This window comes from Nocardioides ginkgobilobae (genome assembly GCF_054781275.1).
In genome coordinates, this window is sequence record NZ_BAAGUS010000015.1 from 49,334 (window position 1) to 66,933 (window position 17,600).

Sequence of the window (17,600 nt, forward strand, 5' to 3'; positions counted from 1 at the left end):
ACCCACCTGTGCGTGCACCTGTCATGATCGGCCACGCCCAGTGTAGGAGCCGTCACACCAGCCGGGGGCCGAACGGGTCTCCCGGCCCGTGCGTGGGTCGGTTACTGTCGGGTAACACCAGACCCAACACCCAGCTCCCGGCCCGGTGGGGCCGCGTCGACGTGGAAGGACCAGCATGAGCCGGCTGTGCGAGACCGAGGGACTCACCGAGGACCAGATCGAGATCCTCAAGGCCGTGCGGGCCTTCACCGACAAGGAGATCATCCCTGTCGCGAACGAGCTGGAGCACGCCGACGAGTACCCCACCGACATCATCGAGGGCCTCAAGGAGCTCGGCGTCTTCGGTCTGATGATCCCCGAGGAGTACGGCGGCCTCGGGGAGTCGCTGCTGACCTACGCCCTGTGCGTGGAGGAGATCGCGCGCGGCTGGATGAGCGTCTCCGGCGTCATCAACACCCACTTCATCGTGGCCTACATGCTCATGCAGCACGGCACCGAGGAGCAGAAGCAGAAGTACCTCCCGCGGATGGCCACCGGCGAGGTCCGGGGTGCGTTCTCCATGTCCGAGCCGGGCCTGGGCTCCGACGTCTCGGCCATCTCCACCAAGGCCACCAAGAACGACGACGGCACCTACTCCATCACCGGCCAGAAGATGTGGCTGACCAACGGCGCCACCTCGACCCTGGTCGCCTGCCTGGTCAAGACCGACGAGGGTGCGGACTCGGTCTACAAGAACATGACGACCTTCCTGGTGGAGAAGGAGGCCGGCTTCGGCGAGACCGCTCCCGGGCTCACCGTCCCCGGCAAGATCGAGAAGATGGGCTACAAGGGCGTCGAGACCACCGAGCTGGTCTTCGAGGGCCACAAGATCTCGGCCGACCAGATCCTCGGTGGCGAGCCCGGGAAGGGCTTCTTCCACATGATGGACGGCGTCGAGGTCGGCCGGGTCAACGTCGCCGCGCGCGCCTGCGGCCTGGCCTGGCGCGGCTTCGAGCTCGCCATCGCCTACGCCCAGCAGCGCCACACCTTCGGCAAGCAGATCGCCGACCACCAGGCCGTGCTCTTCCGCCTCGCGGAGATGGCGACCAAGGTCGAGGTCGCCCACGCGATGATGGTGAAGTCCGCGCGGATGAAGGACACCGGCAAGCGCATGGACGTCGAGGCCGGCATGGCCAAGATGGTCGCCTCGGAGTACGCCAACGAGGTCGTCGAGGACGCCTTCCGCATCCACGGCGGCTACGGCTACTCCAAGGAGTACGAGATCGAGCGGATCATGCGCGAGGTCAAGTTCATGCTCATCGGCGAGGGCACCTCCGACATCCAGAAGATGATCATCGGTCGCTCGCTCCTCAAGGAGTACAAGGCCTGACCGGCTGAGCAGCACGCGTCGTACGAGGCGCCGAGGACCACGCGAATTCGCTGGACCTCGGCGCCTCGTCGCGTCATGGTGGGGGCATGGCTGAGCCGAGCGCGACCCCGTCCAACGACGACATCAAGGCCAAGATGAAGGAAGCGCTGGAGCGCAAGCAGAGCAACGACCGGGGCGTCCCCAAGGCCGGCCCGACCAAGGAGAAGGCCCACGGCTCCGAGGTCGTCGGCGGCGGCCCCCGCACCCACCGGCGCAAGGCCGGCGGCGGCGGCAGCTGACCGGGGCCGGACCCGTGGTCGCGGCTCGCTGCACGTAGCCGGACGGGCCGCACCGTGGGCACTGGAGGTCCTGTCCGGCACCAGGTGCCGGGGAGGACCTCCACCTCGCAGGTTCGCGTGCCCACCCACGGGCCGCCCGCGCCTTAGGCGACGACGTCCAGGTCCGAGATGGTGTAGCCGACCTCCTCGTCCATCGCCATCTCGTTGCGGTCGATGTAGACCTCGGTCGGGTGCTCGCTGCCCTCGGGCCACTCGACGGTGACCTCGTGGGCGCCTGCTGCCTCGGCCTCCTCAGCTGCAGCGAGCACGTCCTCGATCGAGAGGCGCAGCAGCTCGGGCGCCTGCTCCCCGCGGGTGGCGCCGCCACGGCCACCGCCGCGCTCGAAGACCGCGTCGACGACCGTGTCGCCCTCGACGCTCACGCGCACCGGCACTGCGGCGTACGGGCAGTAGCAGGAGATCCGCAGCGTGTAGGAGTAGGTCGTGGGCGCGAACCCGCCGTCGTCGGGCTCGTCCGGCGGAGCCGGTGCCGACGAGCGCGAGCCAGCAGGCGTCGGCTCGTCGCGGACCACGTCATCGCCGCCCGCGCAGCCCGCCACTGCGAGCGCGAGCGCCCCCGAGGTGACGGCGGCCAGGGCGCGGGAGGTGACGCGGAGCATGCTCATGGTGCTGAGACGCTAGCCCGTCCGGAGGGGTTCCGCGTGGCAGGATGACCAGCGCTTGTTACCCGTGGGTCACCACCGCAGGTGGGGACGAAGAGACGCAGAGGAGCCTGACGTGCAGTTCGGTCGCAGCTATGAGGAGTTCGAGGTCGGCGCGACCTACAAGCACTGGCCCGGCAAGACGGTCACCGAGTTCGACGACCACATGTTCTGCCTGCTCACCATGAACCACCACCCGCTGCACCTCGACACGAACTACGCCGAGGAGACCACGCAGTTCGGCAAGAACGTCGTGGTCGGCAACTACGTCTACTCCATCCTGCTCGGCATGTCGGTCCCCGACATCTCCGGCAAGGCGATCGCCAACCTGGAGATCGAGTCGCTGCGCCACGTCGCGCCGACCTTCCACGGTGACACGCTGTACGGCGAGACGACCGTGCTCGACAAGTGGGAGAGCAAGAGCAAGGACGACCGCGGCGTCGTCCACGTGGAGACCATCGGCTACAACCAGGACGGCAAGGTCGTGTGCATCTTCCGTCGCAAGGTGATGGTGCCCAAGAACAGCTACCTCGAGGCGCGCGGCGGCGAGCAGCCGGGTCGCCCCACCCCGCAGCCGGACAAGAACTGGCCGGGCCCGCAGGGGGAGTGACCACCCCTCGAGCCGGCTGAGCCGTTCCGCCTCCGGGGCGGGCCCGGTTCCGGCACGATCCGCGCATGGCCCCAAGGACCGCGTCGTCGTCCTCGCCGCCGACTGAGCCGGGGCGGCGCTACAGTGCAGGCGATGTCACCGGCCTGTCCCCGCTGCTCGGCCCCCGTCGCTCCCGGCGACGGAGGCAGGTCGTGGTCGTGCCCCGACCACGGCCCCACGGACGCCCTGTGGCGCCCTCCGTCGGCGTCGTACGCCGCGTTCACCGAGCACCTCGGCCGCACGCGTGGCTTCCCGACCTACCTGCCGTGGCCGCTGAGCCCGGGCTGGTCGGTCACGGACTTCGCGGCGGTCGGCTCCGAGGCCGGGACCCGCGCGACGATGACGTGCTGCTCCGGCACCAGCGAGCTCGACGGCCCGGTCGACGTGGTGGTCGTGACCGAGGAGACCGGCACCGGGCTGGGTGCCCGGCTCGCTGGCTCCGCGCACGACGACCCCGGCCCGGGCCTGCCCGACGGCCCCCCGCTGGTGCGGGTGCGGCTGGACCAGAAGCAGGTGCCGCTGTGGTCGGTCTCCACCAGCGGGAGCTCGGGGGAGTGGGACCGCTCGGTCGTCGCCGGCGAGGCGCTCGGGCGGTGGCTGTGGATCGTGGTGCGGCCCGCCTCGGCGGTGCTGCTGCTGCGCGACGACTGGATCCTGCGCGACGTCTCCGGCCTGGGCCCGCCGCTGGTCGAGCTGCCCTTCGCCGAGCCCGCGCCCCCGTGGTGAGCCGCCGGGAGGGCGCCCGGTGAGGGTCGACCTGCACACCCACACCCGCGCCAGCGACGGCACCCAGTCCCCGGAGGAGCTGGTCGAGGCGGCGGCTGCTGCCGGGCTCGACGTCCTGGGACTGACCGACCACGACACCGCCGACGGTTGGGCGGAGGCCGAGCGCGCCGCCGACGCGGCCGGGATCGCGCTGGTGCGGGGGATGGAGATCAGCACCCGTCTCGACGGGCGCGGCGTCCACCTGCTCGCCTACCTCCCCGACCCGACGTACCCGCCGCTCGTCGCGCTGCTGGACAAGGTGCTCGAGGGCCGCAACGACCGGGTGCCGGCGGTGCTGGAGCGGCTGCGGACCGTGGGCATCGACCTGACCGAGGAGGACGTCGCCCGGGTCTCCGGCGACGCCGCGGCCAGCGGCCGCCCCCACATCGCCGACGCCCTCGTGGTCCGCGGCGTGGTCCGCGACCGCGACGAGGCCTTCGCGCGGCTGCTCAACCCCGGGATGCCGGGGTACGTCGACCGCTACGCGGCACCGCTGCGCGAGACGATCGAGGTGGTCACCGCCGCCGGTGGCGTCACCGTCGTGGCGCACGCCTGGGGTCGGCGCACCGCCCGGATCCCCGACGCCGCGGCGATCGCCGAGCTCGCCGAACTCGGCCTGGCCGGCCTCGAGGTCGACCACCAGGACCACGACGAGCGCGCCCGCGCCGAGCTGCGCGGCATCGCGCGCGACCTCGGCCTGGTGGTCACCGGGTCCAGCGACCACCACGGCACCGGCAAGGTCGGCCACGACCTGGCCTGCAACACCACCGCCCCCGAGGAGCTGGAGCGGCTGCTGGCCCTGGCCGCCGACGCCCGGCGCGCCGCGGGGCGCGACGCCCCGGAGCCGCTCGGGCTCTGAGTCGTTCTTGGCCAGCTACTTGCGGCCGAGCGACTGGAAGCGCTGCAGCACCGGCGTCGGGACCAGGCGCGCCGCCCCGGCGATCGCCTTGTAGCGCACGCTCGGGATCGACAGCGCGCGGCCGCGGGCGTGGTCGGCCAGCGCCTGGCGCACCAGGTCGTCGGCGTCCAGCCACAGCCAGTCCGGGGCGGAGTCCTGGGAGACGTCCATCCGGGCGTGGAACTCGGTGCGCACGAACCCCGGGCACAGCGTGGTGACGGTGACGCCCTGCGGGCCGTACTCGGCCGCTGCCCAGTCGCCGAGGCGGTTCACGTAGGCCTTGGCCGCGGAGTAGGAGCCGCGGGGCAGGAACGAGGCGACGCTCGAGACGTTGATGACCCCGCCGGAACCGCGCGCCACCATCGGTCGCAGCGCGGCGTGGGTCAGCCGCATCACGGCGGTCACCAGGACGTCGAGCATCTCGGTCTCGGCGTCCACGTCGTTGTCGAGGAAGCGTCCCTTGAGGCCGAAGCCGGCGTTGTTGACCAGCAGGTCGACCGGTCGCTGGAGGTCGCCGAGCCGCTCCTCGACGGTGCGCAGCTGCGCCCGGTCGGCGAGGTCGGCCCGGAGCACCTCCACCTCCACCCCGTGGGCGGTGCGCAGCTCGTCGGCCAGCGCCTCGAGGCGGGCGGCGTCGCGGGCGACGAGGACCAGGTCGTCACCGCGGGCGGCGAGCTGCTGGGCGAAGGCGAGACCGATGCCGGCGGTCGGTCCGGTGACCAGGGAGCGAGACATGGGAGGAGTAGAACAGGTCGAGGGGGTGCCGGGGAGGGTGCGTCCGGCATGATGACCCCTGATGACCACGACACTCGCGATCGCCAACCAGAAGGGTGGCGTCGCCAAGACCACCTCGGTCGCCTCGATCGGCGCCGCCCTGGCCGAGCTGGGGCACCGCGTGCTCCTCGTCGACCTCGACCCCCAGGCGTGCCTGACCTTCTCCCTCGGCATCGACCCCGAGGACCTCGAGCTCTCGGTGCACCACGTGCTGACCAAGGGGACCGACCCGACCGAGGTCATCCTCACGACCGAGGACGGCGTCGACCTGCTGCCGGCGACCATCGAGCTCGCTCGCGCGGAGGCCGACCTGCTCACCCGCACCGGTCGCGAGCACGTGGTCAAGATGGTGGTCGAGGACCTCGAGGACGACTACGACTGGGTGCTGCTGGACTGCCCGCCCTCCCTGGGCGTGCTCACGGTGGCCGCGCTGACCGCGGCCCGCGGCGTGCTCGTTCCGCTGCAGTGCGAGACGCTGTCGCACCGCGGGGTCGGGCAGCTGCTCGACACGGTCCACGACGTGCGGAAGTTCACCAACCGCAAGCTCGAGGTCTGGGGCGTGCTGCCGACGTTGTACGACGGGCGCACCAACCACTCGCGCACCGTGCTCGAGACGATCGCGGAGACCTACGAGCTCGAGGTCGTCGAGCCGCCGATCCCCAAGACGATCAAGTTCGCCGAGGCCCCGGCGGCCGGTCGCTCCATCCTGGCGACCAGCCGCTCCAGCAAGGGCGCCCAGGCCTACCGCGAGGTCGCGGCCAACCTGGTCACTCGCTCGGCGCGCTAGCCGCCGCGGCACCGCCGCCGTTGCCGCTCCCGCCGCGCGAGCGGCGGCGACGTCGGTTGCGGCTGCTCGAGGAGCCGGCCGGGCGGTCCTCGCCGCCCGCAGCGCCCTCCGGCGCGGCGTCGGTCGGCTGGCCTTCGGCGGAGACCACCTCGCCGCCGCGGGACCGGGTGCGCGTGCGGTTGCGGTTGCGCGACGGGCGCTCGCCGGAGCGCTCACCGCTGCGCTCGCGCGGCTCACGCTTCTCGGCCGGCTTGGGTGCCACGATGCGGCCCTTGGTGCCCGGCGGGATGCCCTGGTCGTGGAAGAGGTGCTCGGAGGTGGAGTAGGTCTCCAGCGGCTCGTCGAAGGGCAGGTCCAGCGCCTTGTTGATGAGCTTCCAGCGGTGGAGGTCCTGCCAGTCCACCAGGGTGATCGCGATGCCCGTGGCGCCCGCGCGGCCGGTGCGGCCGATGCGGTGGACGTAGGTCTTGTCGTCCTCGGGGCAGGTGTAGTTGATGACGTGGGAGACGCCGCGGACATCGATGCCGCGGGCGGCGACGTCGGTGGCGACGAGGACCCGGATCTTGTCCTCGCGGAACTTCGTCAGCGCCTTCTCGCGCGCCACCTGGGCCATGTCGCCGTGCAGGGGGGAGGCGGCGAAGCCGCGCTCGGCCAGGTCGTCGGCGACGCGCTGGGCCTGGCGCTTGGTGCGGGTGAAGACGATGAACTTGTCGGCGTCCTCGACCTGCAGCAGCCGGCCGATGATCTCGGGCTTGTCCAGGTCGTGGCACTGGTAGATGAACTGCGCGGTGGCGGGGACGGTGGCGTTCTCGTAGGAGGACTCCGCCCGGATGTTCATCGGGTGGCGCATGTAGGTGCGGGCCAGGGCCACGATCGCGGAGGGCATCGTGGCGGAGAACAGCATCGTCTGCCGGGTCTCCGGGGTCATCCGCATCAGCTTCTCGACGTCGGGCAGGAAGCCGAGGTCGAGCATCTCGTCGGCCTCGTCGAGGACGACGGCGTGGACGTGCGAGAGGTCCAGGGACTTGCGGTTGGCGAGGTCGATGAGCCGACCGGGCGTGCCGACGACGATGTCGACGCCCGCCTCGAGGGCCTCCAGCTGGGGCTCGTAGCCCACGCCGCCGTAGACCGTCAGGACCCGCAGGCCGCGGTCGGCGCTGGCCAGGGTCAGGTCGCTGGAGACCTGGAGGGCCAGCTCGCGGGTCGGGGCCACGACGAGCGCCTGCGGCTTGCCCTGCGGGATCTCGGGGTAGTCGGGGTCCTTGGGGGAGACGCTGCGCTGGAGCACGGGGATGCCGAAGGCCAGGGTCTTGCCGGTGCCCGTGCGGGCCTGGCCGATCAGGTCGGTGCCCATGAGGGCCACCGACAGCGTCATCTCCTGGATGGCGAAGGGGGTGGTGATGCCGGCGCGCTCGAGCGCGTCGCAGATCTCGGGGTGGACCCCGAGCTCGCGGAAGGTGGTGGTCACGTGTGCTGCTTTCATCGCTGCGCGGGTGTCCCGGTGGACCCGCAGCAGCGGATCAGGGCGACGAGGGTCGCGGTGGGGTTCTGTGCGTCGCTCCGGGGGAGCGGATAGGTCGTGCGGGTCAAGGCGGTGCGGCCGACCCGGGCGGTCAACCGCGCACATACGTGGGACGACTGTATCGGTAGGGTGCGCGCATGACTGAATCCCGCGTCGAGACCGGGTCCGAGCCGTCGACACCCCTGGCGCTGGAGGACCCGGCCTACCGGGAGGCGGTCGTGGACCTGCTGGGGGTCGTGGCGTACGGCGAGATCAGCGCCTTCGAGCGGCTCGCCGAGGACGCGAAGCTGGCCCCCACCCTGGAGGACCGGGTCGCCATCGCGACGATGGCGGCCGGGGAGTTCTCCAAGGTCGCGGCGCTGCACCGGCGGCTCGAGGCCCTGGGGGCGGACCCCTTCGCTGCGATGGCGCCCTTCAGCGACGCCATCGAGCGCTTCCACGAGCACACCGCGCCGGCCGACTGGTACGAGGGCCTGATCAAGGCCTACGTCGGCGACGGGCTGGCCGACGACTTCTTCCGCGAGATCGCCGCCTACCTCGACGACGAGACCCGCGACCTGGTGGTGCGGACCCTCGAGGACTCCGGGCACGCGGCGTTCGTGGTCGACCGGGTCCGTGCGGGCATCGCCGCCGACCACCGCCTCGGTGGTCGCCTGGCGCTGTGGGGCCGCCGGCTCATGGGGGAGGCCCTCATCCAGGCCCAGCGGGTCGCCGCCGAGCGGGACGCGCTGTCGGCGCTGCTCGCGGGCGGCACGGACCGGCCCGGGCTGGACCTCGCCGCGATCGGGCGGATGTTCGCCCGGCTCACCGAGCGGCACACCGAGCGGATGGCCGAGCTCGGGCTCGACGCCTGACCCGGCCGACGGAGCGCCCCGCCGGCCCCGCGTCGTACGTCGGAGCGGGGCTCAGGCCCCGCGCCGCGACCGCGCCCCGGAGCGGTCGCGGGGGGTGCGGTGGTGCGGCCGCCCGGCCACCGCGGCCAGGGCACCCACGACGAGGACGGCCGTGACGATCTGCCACACGTGGCGCCACCAGTCGGTGCCGACCGGGTGGGTGGTGAAGAAGAGGGCGTGCAGCACGGTGCCAACGAGCACGCCGGTGATCCCGCCGAGCACCGTCAGCCACAGCGGGACCTCCTCGTGGTCCCCGGGCCCGACCCACTTGCCGAGCAGGCCGACGACGGCCCCGCCGACCAGCGCCCAGAGGAGGGCGGAGACGGTGACGGAGACGGTCATGGGTCGGTCCGGGGCGAGGGTCGAGCGAGGTCAGCTGCGGAAGCCGACCGTGCCCACCTGGGTGGAGCCGCACTCGACGTAGGCGATCTTCGAGCCCGGCACCACGACGGTGCGGCCCTTGGTGTCGCCCAGGGTGAGCAGGCCGTCGGAGGAGACGGCCTCGGCGACCTTCGCCGCGATGCTCTCGGCGGTCTCGTCGGACTCGAGGGTGATCTCGCGGGCTGCCATCTGGATACCGATCTTCACGTCCACGGCACCAACCCTAGTGCGCCCCGCCTAGTCCGTGCGGGGGTAGCCGCCGATGCCGCGCCAGGCCAGGCCGGCCACGAGCGCGGCGGCCTCGTCGCGGGCCAGGCCGCCGGCCTCGGTCAGCCAGAAGCGGGCACTGACCTGGGCCATGCCGACCAGGGAGACCGCCAGCAGCCGGGAGGCCTCGTCGGAGAAGCCGGTGTCCTGCTGGATGACGCCGGCGATGAGCGCCGCGCACTCGGTGGTGACCCGGTCGACCTGCTCGCGCACGGCCGGCTCGTTGGTGAGGTCGGACTCGAAGACCAGGCGGAAGGCGCCGGTGTCGTGGGCGACGTACTCGTAGAAGACGTCCATCGTCGCGCCCACGCGCAGCTTGTTGTCCTCGGTGGACTCCAGGGCGGCGCGGCAGTTGTCGATGATCTGGTCGCAGGAGCGGTCCAGCAGCGCGAGGTAGAGCTCCAGCTTGCCGGGGAAGTGCTGGTAGAGCACGGGCTTGGAGACGCCGGCGCGCTCGGCGATGTCGTCCATGGCGGCGGCGTGGTAGCCCTGGGCGACGAAGACCTCGAGGGCAGACTCGAGCAGCTGCGCCCGGCGCTCGCGCCGCGGCATGCGTGCCCCGCGGGTGCGGCTGCCGCCGACGTCCTGCTGTCCTGCCGTCACTGCGCTCTCCTCGCTACCTGCCGGTCACATCCGGCGGGGCAGGAGCCTAACGCCATGTCCAGGCTGCGGGTGGAGGCGGTGGCCGGGCGAGGACTGGGGGAACAATGGGGCGGTCCGCGGGCGTTCACCCGCAGACCCTGGACCCCAGCCCCCGAAGGCGAGGAGAACCCGTGAGCATCGAGCCGCTCGTGGAGCCGGCAGCAGAGCTGACCGTCGACGAGGTACGCCGCTACAGCCGTCACCTGATCATCCCGGACGTGGGGATGACCGGGCAGAAGCGGCTGAAGAACGCCAAGGTGCTGGTGATCGGCGCCGGTGGCCTGGGCAGCCCGGCCCTGCTCTACCTGGCCGCGGCGGGCGTCGGCACGATCGGCATCGCCGAGTTCGACGAGGTCGACGAGTCGAACCTGCAGCGCCAGATCATCCACACCCAGTCCGACATCGGGAAGTCCAAGGCGATCTCGGCCAAGGAGTCGATCGCCGAGGCGAACCCCTACGTCGAGGTGGTGCTCCACGAGGAGCGCCTCGACAACGACAACGTCATGGACGTCTTCGAGGGCTACGACCTCATCGTCGACGGCACCGACAACTTCGCGACCCGCTACATGGTCAACGACGCCGCGTACTTCCTCGGGATCCCCTACGTGTGGGGCTCGATCTACCGCTTCGACGGCCAGGCCTCGGTCTTCGCGCCCAAGCAGGTCGAGGGTGCTCCCTGCTACCGCTGCCTCTACCCCGAGCCGCCGCCGCCGGGCATGGTGCCCTCCTGCGCCGAGGGCGGCGTGCTGGGCGTGCTGTGCGCGTCCATCGGCTCGATCCAGGTCAACGAGGCGATCAAGCTCATCACCGGCGCCGGTGACCCCGCCATCGGCTCGCTGGTCATCTACGACGCGCTCGAGCTGAGCTGGCGCAAGCTGAAGGTCCGCAAGGACCCGAACTGCCGGCTGTGCGGCGAGAACGCCGACGTCACGGGCCTCATCGACTACGACGCCTTCTGCGGCGCGATCTCAGAGGAGGCCGCGGACGCCGCGGCCGGGTCGACCATCGCGGTCACCCAGCTCGAGCACATGCTCAAGGAGCGCGAGGAGGGCAGCCGCGACTTCGTCCTGGTCGACGTGCGCGAGCCCAACGAGTACGAGATCAACAAGATCCCGGGCTCGGTCCTGATCCCCAAGGGCGAGTTCCTCAACGGCAACGCCCTCGAGCAGCTGCCGTCGGTCGACTCCGGCACCCAGGTCGTCCTGCACTGCAAGTCCGGCGTGCGCTCGGCCGAGGCGCTCGCGGTCCTCAAGGGTGCGGGGTACGACGACGCCGTGCACGTCGGCGGCGGCGTGGTCGCCTGGGTGAACCAGATCGACCCCAGCCAGCCGTCGTACTGACCCCGGTGGGCCGGAGGCCCGGCCCGAGCAGCGGTCGTGCACTGAGTGCCCTCTCAGTGCACGACCGTTGCTACTCGTGGGTAAAAACGTGTTCCATCGGGTGTAGTCCACGCCACACGGGGTAGGTCGGCCATGTCCGTGCCGACCGCCTCGGGTCCGGCCCAGTGCTCCCTGGAGGAAGACACCCATGCGTACGCCCCGCCCCCTCGCCCGCCTCGCCGGGCTCGCCGCCCTTGCCAGCGCGACCGCGCTCGTCGCCGCGACCACGACCGTCGCGCCCGCCTCGGCCGCCCCGACCTGGGCGCCGGCCGACGAGGCCGTCCTCACCCCCGGTGTGCAGGCCTACACCGAGGGCGGCCAGTGCACGACCAACTTCGTGTTCACCGACGCCGCCGACAACGTCTACCTCGGCTACGCCGCTCACTGCGCCGGGCTCGGTGCGGCCACCGACACCGACGGCTGCCTGGCCGGCTCGCAGCCGCTCGGCACCGCGGTCGACTTCGTCCGTGGCGGCTCGCTGATCGGCGCCGGTGACCGCGTGGGTGGCGGCACCCTGGCCTACAGCTCCTGGCTGACCATGCAGGAGCGGGGCGAGACCGACGCCAACACCTGCGCCTTCAACGACTTCGCCCTGGTGCTCGTCGACGAGGCCGACGACGACAGCGTCAACCCGAGCATCCCGTTCTTCGGTGGCCCCACGGGCATCGACACCGACGGCGTCGGCGCAGGTGAGCAGGTCTACTCCTACGGCAACTCCTCGCTGCGCTTCGGCATCGAGCAGCTCTCGCCGAAGTACGGCGTCAGCCTCGGCACGACCGGCGACGGCTGGAGCCACCCGGTCTACACCCTGACCCCGGGCGTCCCCGGCGACTCCGGCTCGGCCTTCCTCAACGCCGACGGTCAGGCCCTGGGCACGCTGTCGACGCTCGCCATCGCCCCGCTCCCGGCCTCGAACGGCGTCGGCGACCTGGCCAGCGAGCTGGCCTACGCCCAGCAGTTCTCCGGCATCGAGGGCCTCGAGCTGGCCCTGGGCACCGAGCCCTTCTCCCCGGGGCTGTGAGCCTGCCGCTCCGTCTTCTCACCACCTGAGACAGGGCCCCGACCGCGTAGCCGGTCGGGGCCCTGCCTCGTTCTCCGGCCATGACGATGCTGCGCCCGCGTGCCCTCCCGGTCCTGCTGCTGGTCCTCGCCGTCGCCCTCGCGATGGTCGCGACGCTCGCCACCTCCGCCGAGGCGGCCCGCAAGAAGAAGCGCACGGTCAGCTGGGCGCCGGCCGCGACCGCGACGATCACCCCGGGCGTGCAGATGTACACCGAGGGCAGCCAGTGCACCGCGAACTTCGTCTTCACCGACCGCGACGGCGGGGTGTACGTCGGCTACTCCGCGCACTGCGCCGGGCTCGGCGAGGCCACCGACACCAGCGGCTGCGGCCAGGAGTCGGTGCCGCTGGGCACCCGCGTCACCTTCGAGCGCGGCGGCAGCCAGCTCTCCGCCGGCACCGTGGTCGGCACGGGGACGCTGGTCTACAGCAGCTGGGTGACCATGAACCGGCTCGGCACCACCGACCCGAACACCTGCGACTACAACGACTTCGCGCTGGTGAAGGTCTCCGCCGCCGACGTCGGCAAGGTCAACCCGAGCATCCCCGTCTTCGGCGGCCCCACCGGCATCGACACCGACGGCACCGCCGCCGGCGACCAGCTCTTCAGCTATGGCAACTCCTCGCTGCGCGGGGGCGTCGAGCTGCTCTCCCCGAAGTACGGCGTCTCGCTCGGCACGAGCGGCGACGGCTGGACCCACCAGCTCTACACCCTCACCCCGGGAGTCCCCGGCGACTCCGGCTCGGCCTTCGTCGACGCCGACGGCAAGGCGATCGGCACGCTGTCGACCCTGGGCCTGGCCCCGCTGCCGCTGTCGAACAACACCGGCGACCTCTCCCGCGAGCTGGCCTTCGCCCAGCAGCACTCCGGCATCCCGGGGCTGAGGCTGGCGCTGGGCACCGAGCCCTTCGCCCCGGCGCTGCCGGGCCTGGGGAGCCTGGCCGGTCTGCTCTGACCTCCTGAGCCCGGGCCCCTCCCGGCCCGGGTCCCTCCCCGGCGCTGCCTGTGGGTGCCATCGCCTAGGCTCGGTGACCTGCGACGCAGGCGGCGAGGAGGGCATCGTGCGACGGCAGGTCTCGGGCGACCACAGCGACCGCCTCCAGCGGGACGGCTACCTCGGCCACGTCCTGCGCGACCTGCTCACTGGTCGTGACCCGGACCCGCTGCTGGCCGAGCTCGGCTGGCAGCACCAGGGCCCCAGCGTCGTGCTCGTCGCCAGCCTCGACGCCCCGGGGGAGCAGCGCTGGGTCGAGCAGGGGCGCTTCGCCCGCTCCTGGCAGGCCGCCTGCCGCGACCACGGGTCCGCGCTTCCCTGCGCCGACCTCGGCACCGAGGTCGTCGCGGTGCTGCCGGTCACGGCTACCCCCGGTGCCCGCCGGGCGGGGGAGGACCTCGTGCACCGGGTCGTGGCCACCGTCGCCGGGGACCTGCAGGGCGCCTCCGGCTTCACCTGCGGGGTCAGCCGCGCCGCGCCCGACGGGACGGGCCTGGCCACGGCGTACGACCAGGCGAGGCGGGCCGCCGAGATCGGTCGCGAGCCGCACGGTGGTGGCGCCACGACGTTCTTCGACGACCTCGGCCTGGACCGGCTGCTCGCCGCGGTGCCCGACCCGCGGGTGCTGCGCGAGGTCGCGCGCGACGTGCTGGGGCCGCTGGCCGCCGACGACCCGGAGGCCGAGGGCCTGCGCGAGACCCTGCAGGTCCTGCTCGACTGCAACTTCAACGTGGCCGAGGCGGCGCGCGCCCAGTTCTTCCACTACAACACGATGCGCTACCGCCTGGCCAAGATCGAGCGGCTGGTCGGACCCGTGAGCAGCGACGCCCGGGTGCGACTCGACCTCGCAGTAGCCCTCCGGGTGTGGCGCTGACCTGCGACGATGCCGGGGTGACCCCGGACGTCCAGAGCAGCCTCTTCGCGGGCGCCGGTGCGTTGCGCGCGCAGTACGACGCCACCGACTGGTCCGCGACCCCGCTGGGCCCGGTGTCCGGCTGGACGCCGGCGCTGCGGGCCGCCCTCAGCGTCGTCAACGGGACGCGGTTCCCGGCCACCCTGCTGTGGGGGCCGGAGTGGGTCCTGCTCTACAACGAGCCCTACGCCGAGATGGTCGGCGACAAGCACCCGGTGGCGCTGGGACGGGCGTGCGCCGAGGTGTTCCCCGAGGCGATGCCCGACATCGGTCCGCTCCTGGAGCAGGTGAGCCGCCGCGGCGAGTCCACGTGGAGCCAGGACGTCCTGCTGCCCCTGAGCCGTGCCGGCTTCATGGAGGACTGCTGGTTCACCTGGTCCTACTCGCCGGTCCGGGGCGCCGACGACGTGATCGAGGGGGTCCTCGACATCGCCGTCGAGACCACGCAGCTCGTGCTCGCCCGACGGCGCAGCGAGCTCGTCGCCCGGCTCGTCTCCGCCCTGCAGGACGCCGAGGACGACCACGCCGTCGTCGAGCGGGCGGAGGTCATCCTCGCCTCCTCCGCGGACCTGCTCGAGGTCCGGGTGGTGAACGGCCCGGCGCCCGGCCCCGGGCTCACCCTGGATCCCGACACCCGCCGGCAGCACGGCACGCCCTGCGTCGTGGAGCTGCTCCAGCGCCACCCGCGCGCACGGGCCCGCCACCTCGCGGCGCGGCTGAGCCCCCGGCTGCCCCTGGACAGCGGCTACTCCGAGTTCGTCCTGTCCGTCGCCGCGGCCATCGGCTCCGCCTTCGACAGCGCCGCCGCAGCGGCCTCGGAGCGCGCCATCTCGGAGGCGCTGCAGCGCAGCCTGCTGACCAGACCCATCACAGGACCCTCCCTCGAGGTGGCCGTGCGCTACGAGCCCGCCTCGGACCTCGCGCAGGTGGGCGGCGACTGGTACGACTGCTACCCGCTGCCCGACGGAGCCGTGGCGATGATGGTCGGTGACGTCGCCGGCCACGACCAGACCGCTGCTGCGGCGATGGGCCAGCTGCGCAACCTCGCGCGCGGCGTCACCTACTCCGCCGACGTGTGGCGACCCTCGCAGGTGCTGCAGGACCTCGACCTGGCCATGCACGGGCTGGGCATGGAGGAGGTGGCGACCGCCGTGGTCGCCGTGCTCGAGGACCGGGGCCCCGAGGGCCAGCTGCTCCACTGGGCCAGTGCCGGTCACCCGCCGCCCCTGCTGCGCACGGCCGACGGCGCCGTGCACCTGCTCGACACCGAGCCGGGCCTGCTGCTGGGGCTCGACCCCTCGGCGCACCGGCTCGACCACCGGCTGCTGCTGGGTCCCGGCGACCTGCTGCTGCTCTACACCGACGGACTCGTCGAGCGGCGCGACGCCGGCATCGACGAGGGGCTGGACTGGCTGGTGCACACCGTCAGCGCGCACGCCGGCGCCGGTCCCGAGGAGCTCTGTGCGGTGCTGCTGGAGCAGGCGCGCACCCACGACGACGACCAGGTGCTGCTCGCGGTGCGCGCCTGCCCGTGAGCGCCCGGCAGGCCCGCCGCACGCCGGGGGTCGGCTAGTCTCTCGCCCGCACGACAGCGCCGGCCCGACCCGCCCGACGCCCGCCCCGACGCCACGACCGCTGGAGGACACCATCTCTCCCCGTCCCGACGGCGACCCCCTGGACGCACCGCACGGCACGCTGCCCATCGGGGTCGTCGTGGCCGGTGTGCAGAAGGCCGGCACCAGCACGCTCTACCGCGTGCTCGTCGCGCACCAGTCGATCGCCCGCGCACCGCAGAAGGAGTGGCACTTCTTCGACGACGAGTCGCGGGACTGGGACGACCCGGACTTCACCGGCTACGAGGTCGCCCGCCGGGGCCCCCGCGCCCGCGCGACGATGTCGGTCGACGCCAGCCCGTCCTACCTCTTCTGGCCCGGCGCCCTGGAGCGGATCCGTGCCTGGAACCCGGACGTGCCCGTGGTGCTGTGCTTCCGCGACCCGGTGGACCGAGCGTTCTCCCACTGGGTCATGAACCACACGCGCCGCCTGTCGCCCGAGGAGCGGCTCTCCTTCGCCGACACGGTGCGCATCGGCTACGACCCCGCCTGGATCGGTCGGCGACCGGAGGGCTGGAGCGACAAGGACCTGCGGACCCGCTCGGTGGTCGGCCGCGGCCTGTACGGCGCGCAGCTGGCCCACGCGCGCACGGTCTTCCCCCAGGAGCAGCTGCTCCTGGTCGACTTCCACGAGTTCGTCCGCGACCAGCACGCCACCGCGGAGCGGCTGGTCTCGAGGCTCGGGCTGGAGCCCTACCAGAAGCCGGTCGAGCCGCAGGCCCGCTCGGCCTCGCAGACCGGCTTCGAGGCCGCCGCCCCGACGGCCGAGGACATCGAGGTGCTGCTGGCGGCGTACGCCGAGGACCTGCCGCTCTTCTCGCGGCTCTCCGGCATCGACACCTCCTCCTGGACGACGGCGCGCCTGCTGCGCGGCGAGCTCACCCCCGCCGAGGTCGCCGAGCGGCTCGGCCGCAAGGCCGGTCTGCTCGGCTGAGGCACCAGTGCGCCGGTTCGGCGGACCCGGCGGTAACCACGATGCTGGCCGGGTGAGTCTCTACCGGGCCCTGCACGCGGTCGTCCCGCCCGTGGCGAAGGCGGTCTGGCGACCCCGGGTCACCGGCCTGGAGCACGTGCCGGCCAGCGGCGGGGTGGTGCTGGCCAGCAACCACCTCTCCTTCGTGGACTCGGTGGTGATCCCCGTCGTGGTGCCGCGCAAGGTGGTCTTCCTGGCCAAGTCCGACTACTTCACCGGCACGGGTGTGCGGGGTGCGCTGTCGCGGGCGTGGTTCGAGGGGCTCGGGATGCTGCCGGTGGACCGAGACGACCCGCGGGCCGCGCTGGGCTCGCTCGACACCGCGCTGGAGGTGCTCGGTCGGGGGGAGGCCTTCGGGCTCTACCCCGAGGGCACCCGCTCCCGCGACGGCCGCCTCTACCGCGGGCGTACCGGCGTCGCCCACCTCGCGCTGACCGCCGGGGTCCCCGTGGTGCCAGTGGGCCTGGTGGGCACCGAGCAGCTGCAGCCGGTAGGAGCCCGGGTGCCGCGGCTGGTGCGCGTGGACGTGCGCTTCGGGGCGCCGATCCCGGTGACCGGCCGGTTCGAGGGCGTGCCGCTGGGCCGCGCCCGCCGGGAGCTCACCGACGAGGTGATGGACGCGATCGCCGCGCTGACCGGGCAGGAGCGGGCGCCGGGCTACAACGAGCGTGCGCCCGACGCCTGATCCGCTCGCTCAGGAGCGGGTCCGGGGCGGGAGTGTCGGAACCGGATGGTCTGATG

20 protein-coding genes are annotated in these 17,600 nt (G+C 72.6%); 14 read left to right on the top strand and 6 right to left on the bottom strand.

Going from position 1 to position 17,600, the window contains the following annotated elements; all coding sequences use genetic code 11:
• Positions 1-175 precede the first annotated feature (175 nt).
• Both ACYVID_RS14135 and ACYVID_RS14140 read left to right on the top strand, forming a co-directional pair.
• A complete protein-coding gene (locus ACYVID_RS14135) occupies positions 176-1,369 on the top strand; it encodes an acyl-CoA dehydrogenase family protein (RefSeq protein ID WP_460738090.1) in 1,194 nt (397 codons plus the stop codon).
• Between the two features lie 86 nt (positions 1,370-1,455).
• Positions 1,456-1,647: a DUF5302 domain-containing protein gene (locus ACYVID_RS14140; RefSeq protein WP_460738092.1), complete on the top strand. Its 192-nt coding sequence runs from the start codon at positions 1,456-1,458 to the stop codon at positions 1,645-1,647.
• A gap of 143 nt (positions 1,648-1,790) precedes the next feature.
• Here the strand turns inward: ACYVID_RS14140 and ACYVID_RS14145 are convergent, their stop codons facing one another.
• Positions 1,791-2,312: a DUF6174 domain-containing protein gene (locus tag ACYVID_RS14145; RefSeq protein WP_460738094.1), complete on the bottom strand. Its 522-nt coding sequence runs from the start codon at positions 2,310-2,312 to the stop codon at positions 1,791-1,793.
• Positions 2,313-2,424: 112 nt separating this feature from the next.
• Between ACYVID_RS14145 and ACYVID_RS14150 the strand changes: the two genes are divergently transcribed.
• From ACYVID_RS14150 to ACYVID_RS14160, 3 genes are all read left to right on the top strand, one after another.
• On the top strand, positions 2,425-2,958 hold the full coding sequence (locus ACYVID_RS14150) for a MaoC family dehydratase (RefSeq protein WP_460738096.1): 534 nt from the start codon (positions 2,425-2,427) through the stop codon (positions 2,956-2,958).
• A 132-nt stretch (positions 2,959-3,090) separates the two neighbouring features.
• Positions 3,091-3,723 (top strand): DUF6758 family protein, encoded by a 633-nt coding sequence (locus ACYVID_RS14155; protein WP_460738098.1) that lies wholly within the window; start codon positions 3,091-3,093, stop codon positions 3,721-3,723.
• A gap of 19 nt (positions 3,724-3,742) precedes the next feature.
• Complete coding sequence (locus ACYVID_RS14160) at positions 3,743-4,621, top strand: PHP domain-containing protein (protein ID WP_460738100.1); 879 nt, start codon at positions 3,743-3,745, stop codon at positions 4,619-4,621.
• A 15-nt stretch (positions 4,622-4,636) separates the two neighbouring features.
• Here ACYVID_RS14160 and ACYVID_RS14165 read toward each other — a convergent pair whose 3' ends face one another.
• Positions 4,637-5,395 (bottom strand): SDR family NAD(P)-dependent oxidoreductase, encoded by a 759-nt coding sequence (locus tag ACYVID_RS14165; RefSeq protein WP_460738102.1) that lies wholly within the window; start codon positions 5,393-5,395, stop codon positions 4,637-4,639.
• Between the two features lie 61 nt (positions 5,396-5,456).
• Between ACYVID_RS14165 and ACYVID_RS14170 the strand changes: the two genes are divergently transcribed.
• Complete coding sequence (locus ACYVID_RS14170) at positions 5,457-6,221, top strand: ParA family protein (RefSeq protein WP_460738104.1); 765 nt, start codon at positions 5,457-5,459, stop codon at positions 6,219-6,221.
• On the opposite strand, the gene ACYVID_RS14175 is transcribed toward ACYVID_RS14170, so the two are convergent.
• Entirely contained in the window at positions 6,202-7,689 is a 1,488-nt protein-coding gene (locus tag ACYVID_RS14175) for a DEAD/DEAH box helicase (protein WP_460738106.1), read from the bottom strand. The two genes, ACYVID_RS14170 and ACYVID_RS14175, sit on opposite strands and share 20 nt — an antisense overlap.
• Before the next feature lie 191 nt (positions 7,690-7,880).
• Between ACYVID_RS14175 and ACYVID_RS14180 the strand changes: the two genes are divergently transcribed.
• On the top strand, positions 7,881-8,597 hold the full coding sequence (locus ACYVID_RS14180; protein WP_460738108.1) for a ferritin-like fold-containing protein: 717 nt from the start codon (positions 7,881-7,883) through the stop codon (positions 8,595-8,597).
• A 51-nt stretch (positions 8,598-8,648) separates the two neighbouring features.
• On the opposite strand, the gene ACYVID_RS14185 is transcribed toward ACYVID_RS14180, so the two are convergent.
• From ACYVID_RS14185 to ACYVID_RS14195, 3 genes are read right to left on the bottom strand one after another with little or no spacing between them, the layout of a single operon-like run.
• A complete protein-coding gene (locus ACYVID_RS14185) occupies positions 8,649-8,978 on the bottom strand; it encodes a hypothetical protein (RefSeq protein WP_460738110.1) in 330 nt (109 codons plus the stop codon).
• 30 nt (positions 8,979-9,008) lie between these two features.
• On the bottom strand, positions 9,009-9,230 hold the full coding sequence (locus ACYVID_RS14190) for a DUF3107 domain-containing protein (RefSeq protein ID WP_460738112.1): 222 nt from the start codon (positions 9,228-9,230) through the stop codon (positions 9,009-9,011).
• Between the two features lie 24 nt (positions 9,231-9,254).
• A complete protein-coding gene (locus ACYVID_RS14195) occupies positions 9,255-9,836 on the bottom strand; it encodes a TetR/AcrR family transcriptional regulator (protein ID WP_460738169.1) in 582 nt (193 codons plus the stop codon).
• 221 nt (positions 9,837-10,057) lie between these two features.
• On the opposite strand from ACYVID_RS14195, the gene moeZ reads away from it, so the two are divergent.
• The 7 genes from moeZ (at position 10,058) to ACYVID_RS14230 (ending at position 17,544) form a co-directional block, all read left to right on the top strand.
• A complete protein-coding gene (moeZ, locus tag ACYVID_RS14200) occupies positions 10,058-11,266 on the top strand; it encodes an adenylyltransferase/sulfurtransferase MoeZ (RefSeq protein WP_460738114.1) in 1,209 nt (402 codons plus the stop codon).
• 187 nt (positions 11,267-11,453) lie between these two features.
• Positions 11,454-12,326 (top strand): hypothetical protein, encoded by an 873-nt coding sequence (locus tag ACYVID_RS14205; protein ID WP_460738116.1) that lies wholly within the window; start codon positions 11,454-11,456, stop codon positions 12,324-12,326.
• An 80-nt stretch (positions 12,327-12,406) separates the two neighbouring features.
• Positions 12,407-13,321 (top strand): hypothetical protein, encoded by a 915-nt coding sequence (locus tag ACYVID_RS14210; protein WP_460738118.1) that lies wholly within the window; start codon positions 12,407-12,409, stop codon positions 13,319-13,321.
• 73 nt (positions 13,322-13,394) lie between these two features.
• Entirely contained in the window at positions 13,395-14,234 is an 840-nt protein-coding gene (locus ACYVID_RS14215) for a PucR family transcriptional regulator (protein WP_460738120.1), read from the top strand.
• A 17-nt stretch (positions 14,235-14,251) separates the two neighbouring features.
• Positions 14,252-15,808, top strand: a complete 1,557-nt coding sequence (locus ACYVID_RS14220; RefSeq protein ID WP_460738122.1) for a SpoIIE family protein phosphatase — start codon at positions 14,252-14,254, stop codon at positions 15,806-15,808.
• Positions 15,809-15,986: 178 nt separating this feature from the next.
• Positions 15,987-16,820 (top strand): sulfotransferase family protein, encoded by an 834-nt coding sequence (locus ACYVID_RS14225; RefSeq protein ID WP_460738124.1) that lies wholly within the window; start codon positions 15,987-15,989, stop codon positions 16,818-16,820.
• A gap of 52 nt (positions 16,821-16,872) precedes the next feature.
• On the top strand, positions 16,873-17,544 hold the full coding sequence (locus tag ACYVID_RS14230; protein WP_460738126.1) for a lysophospholipid acyltransferase family protein: 672 nt from the start codon (positions 16,873-16,875) through the stop codon (positions 17,542-17,544).
• Positions 17,545-17,600: the final 56 nt, after the last annotated feature.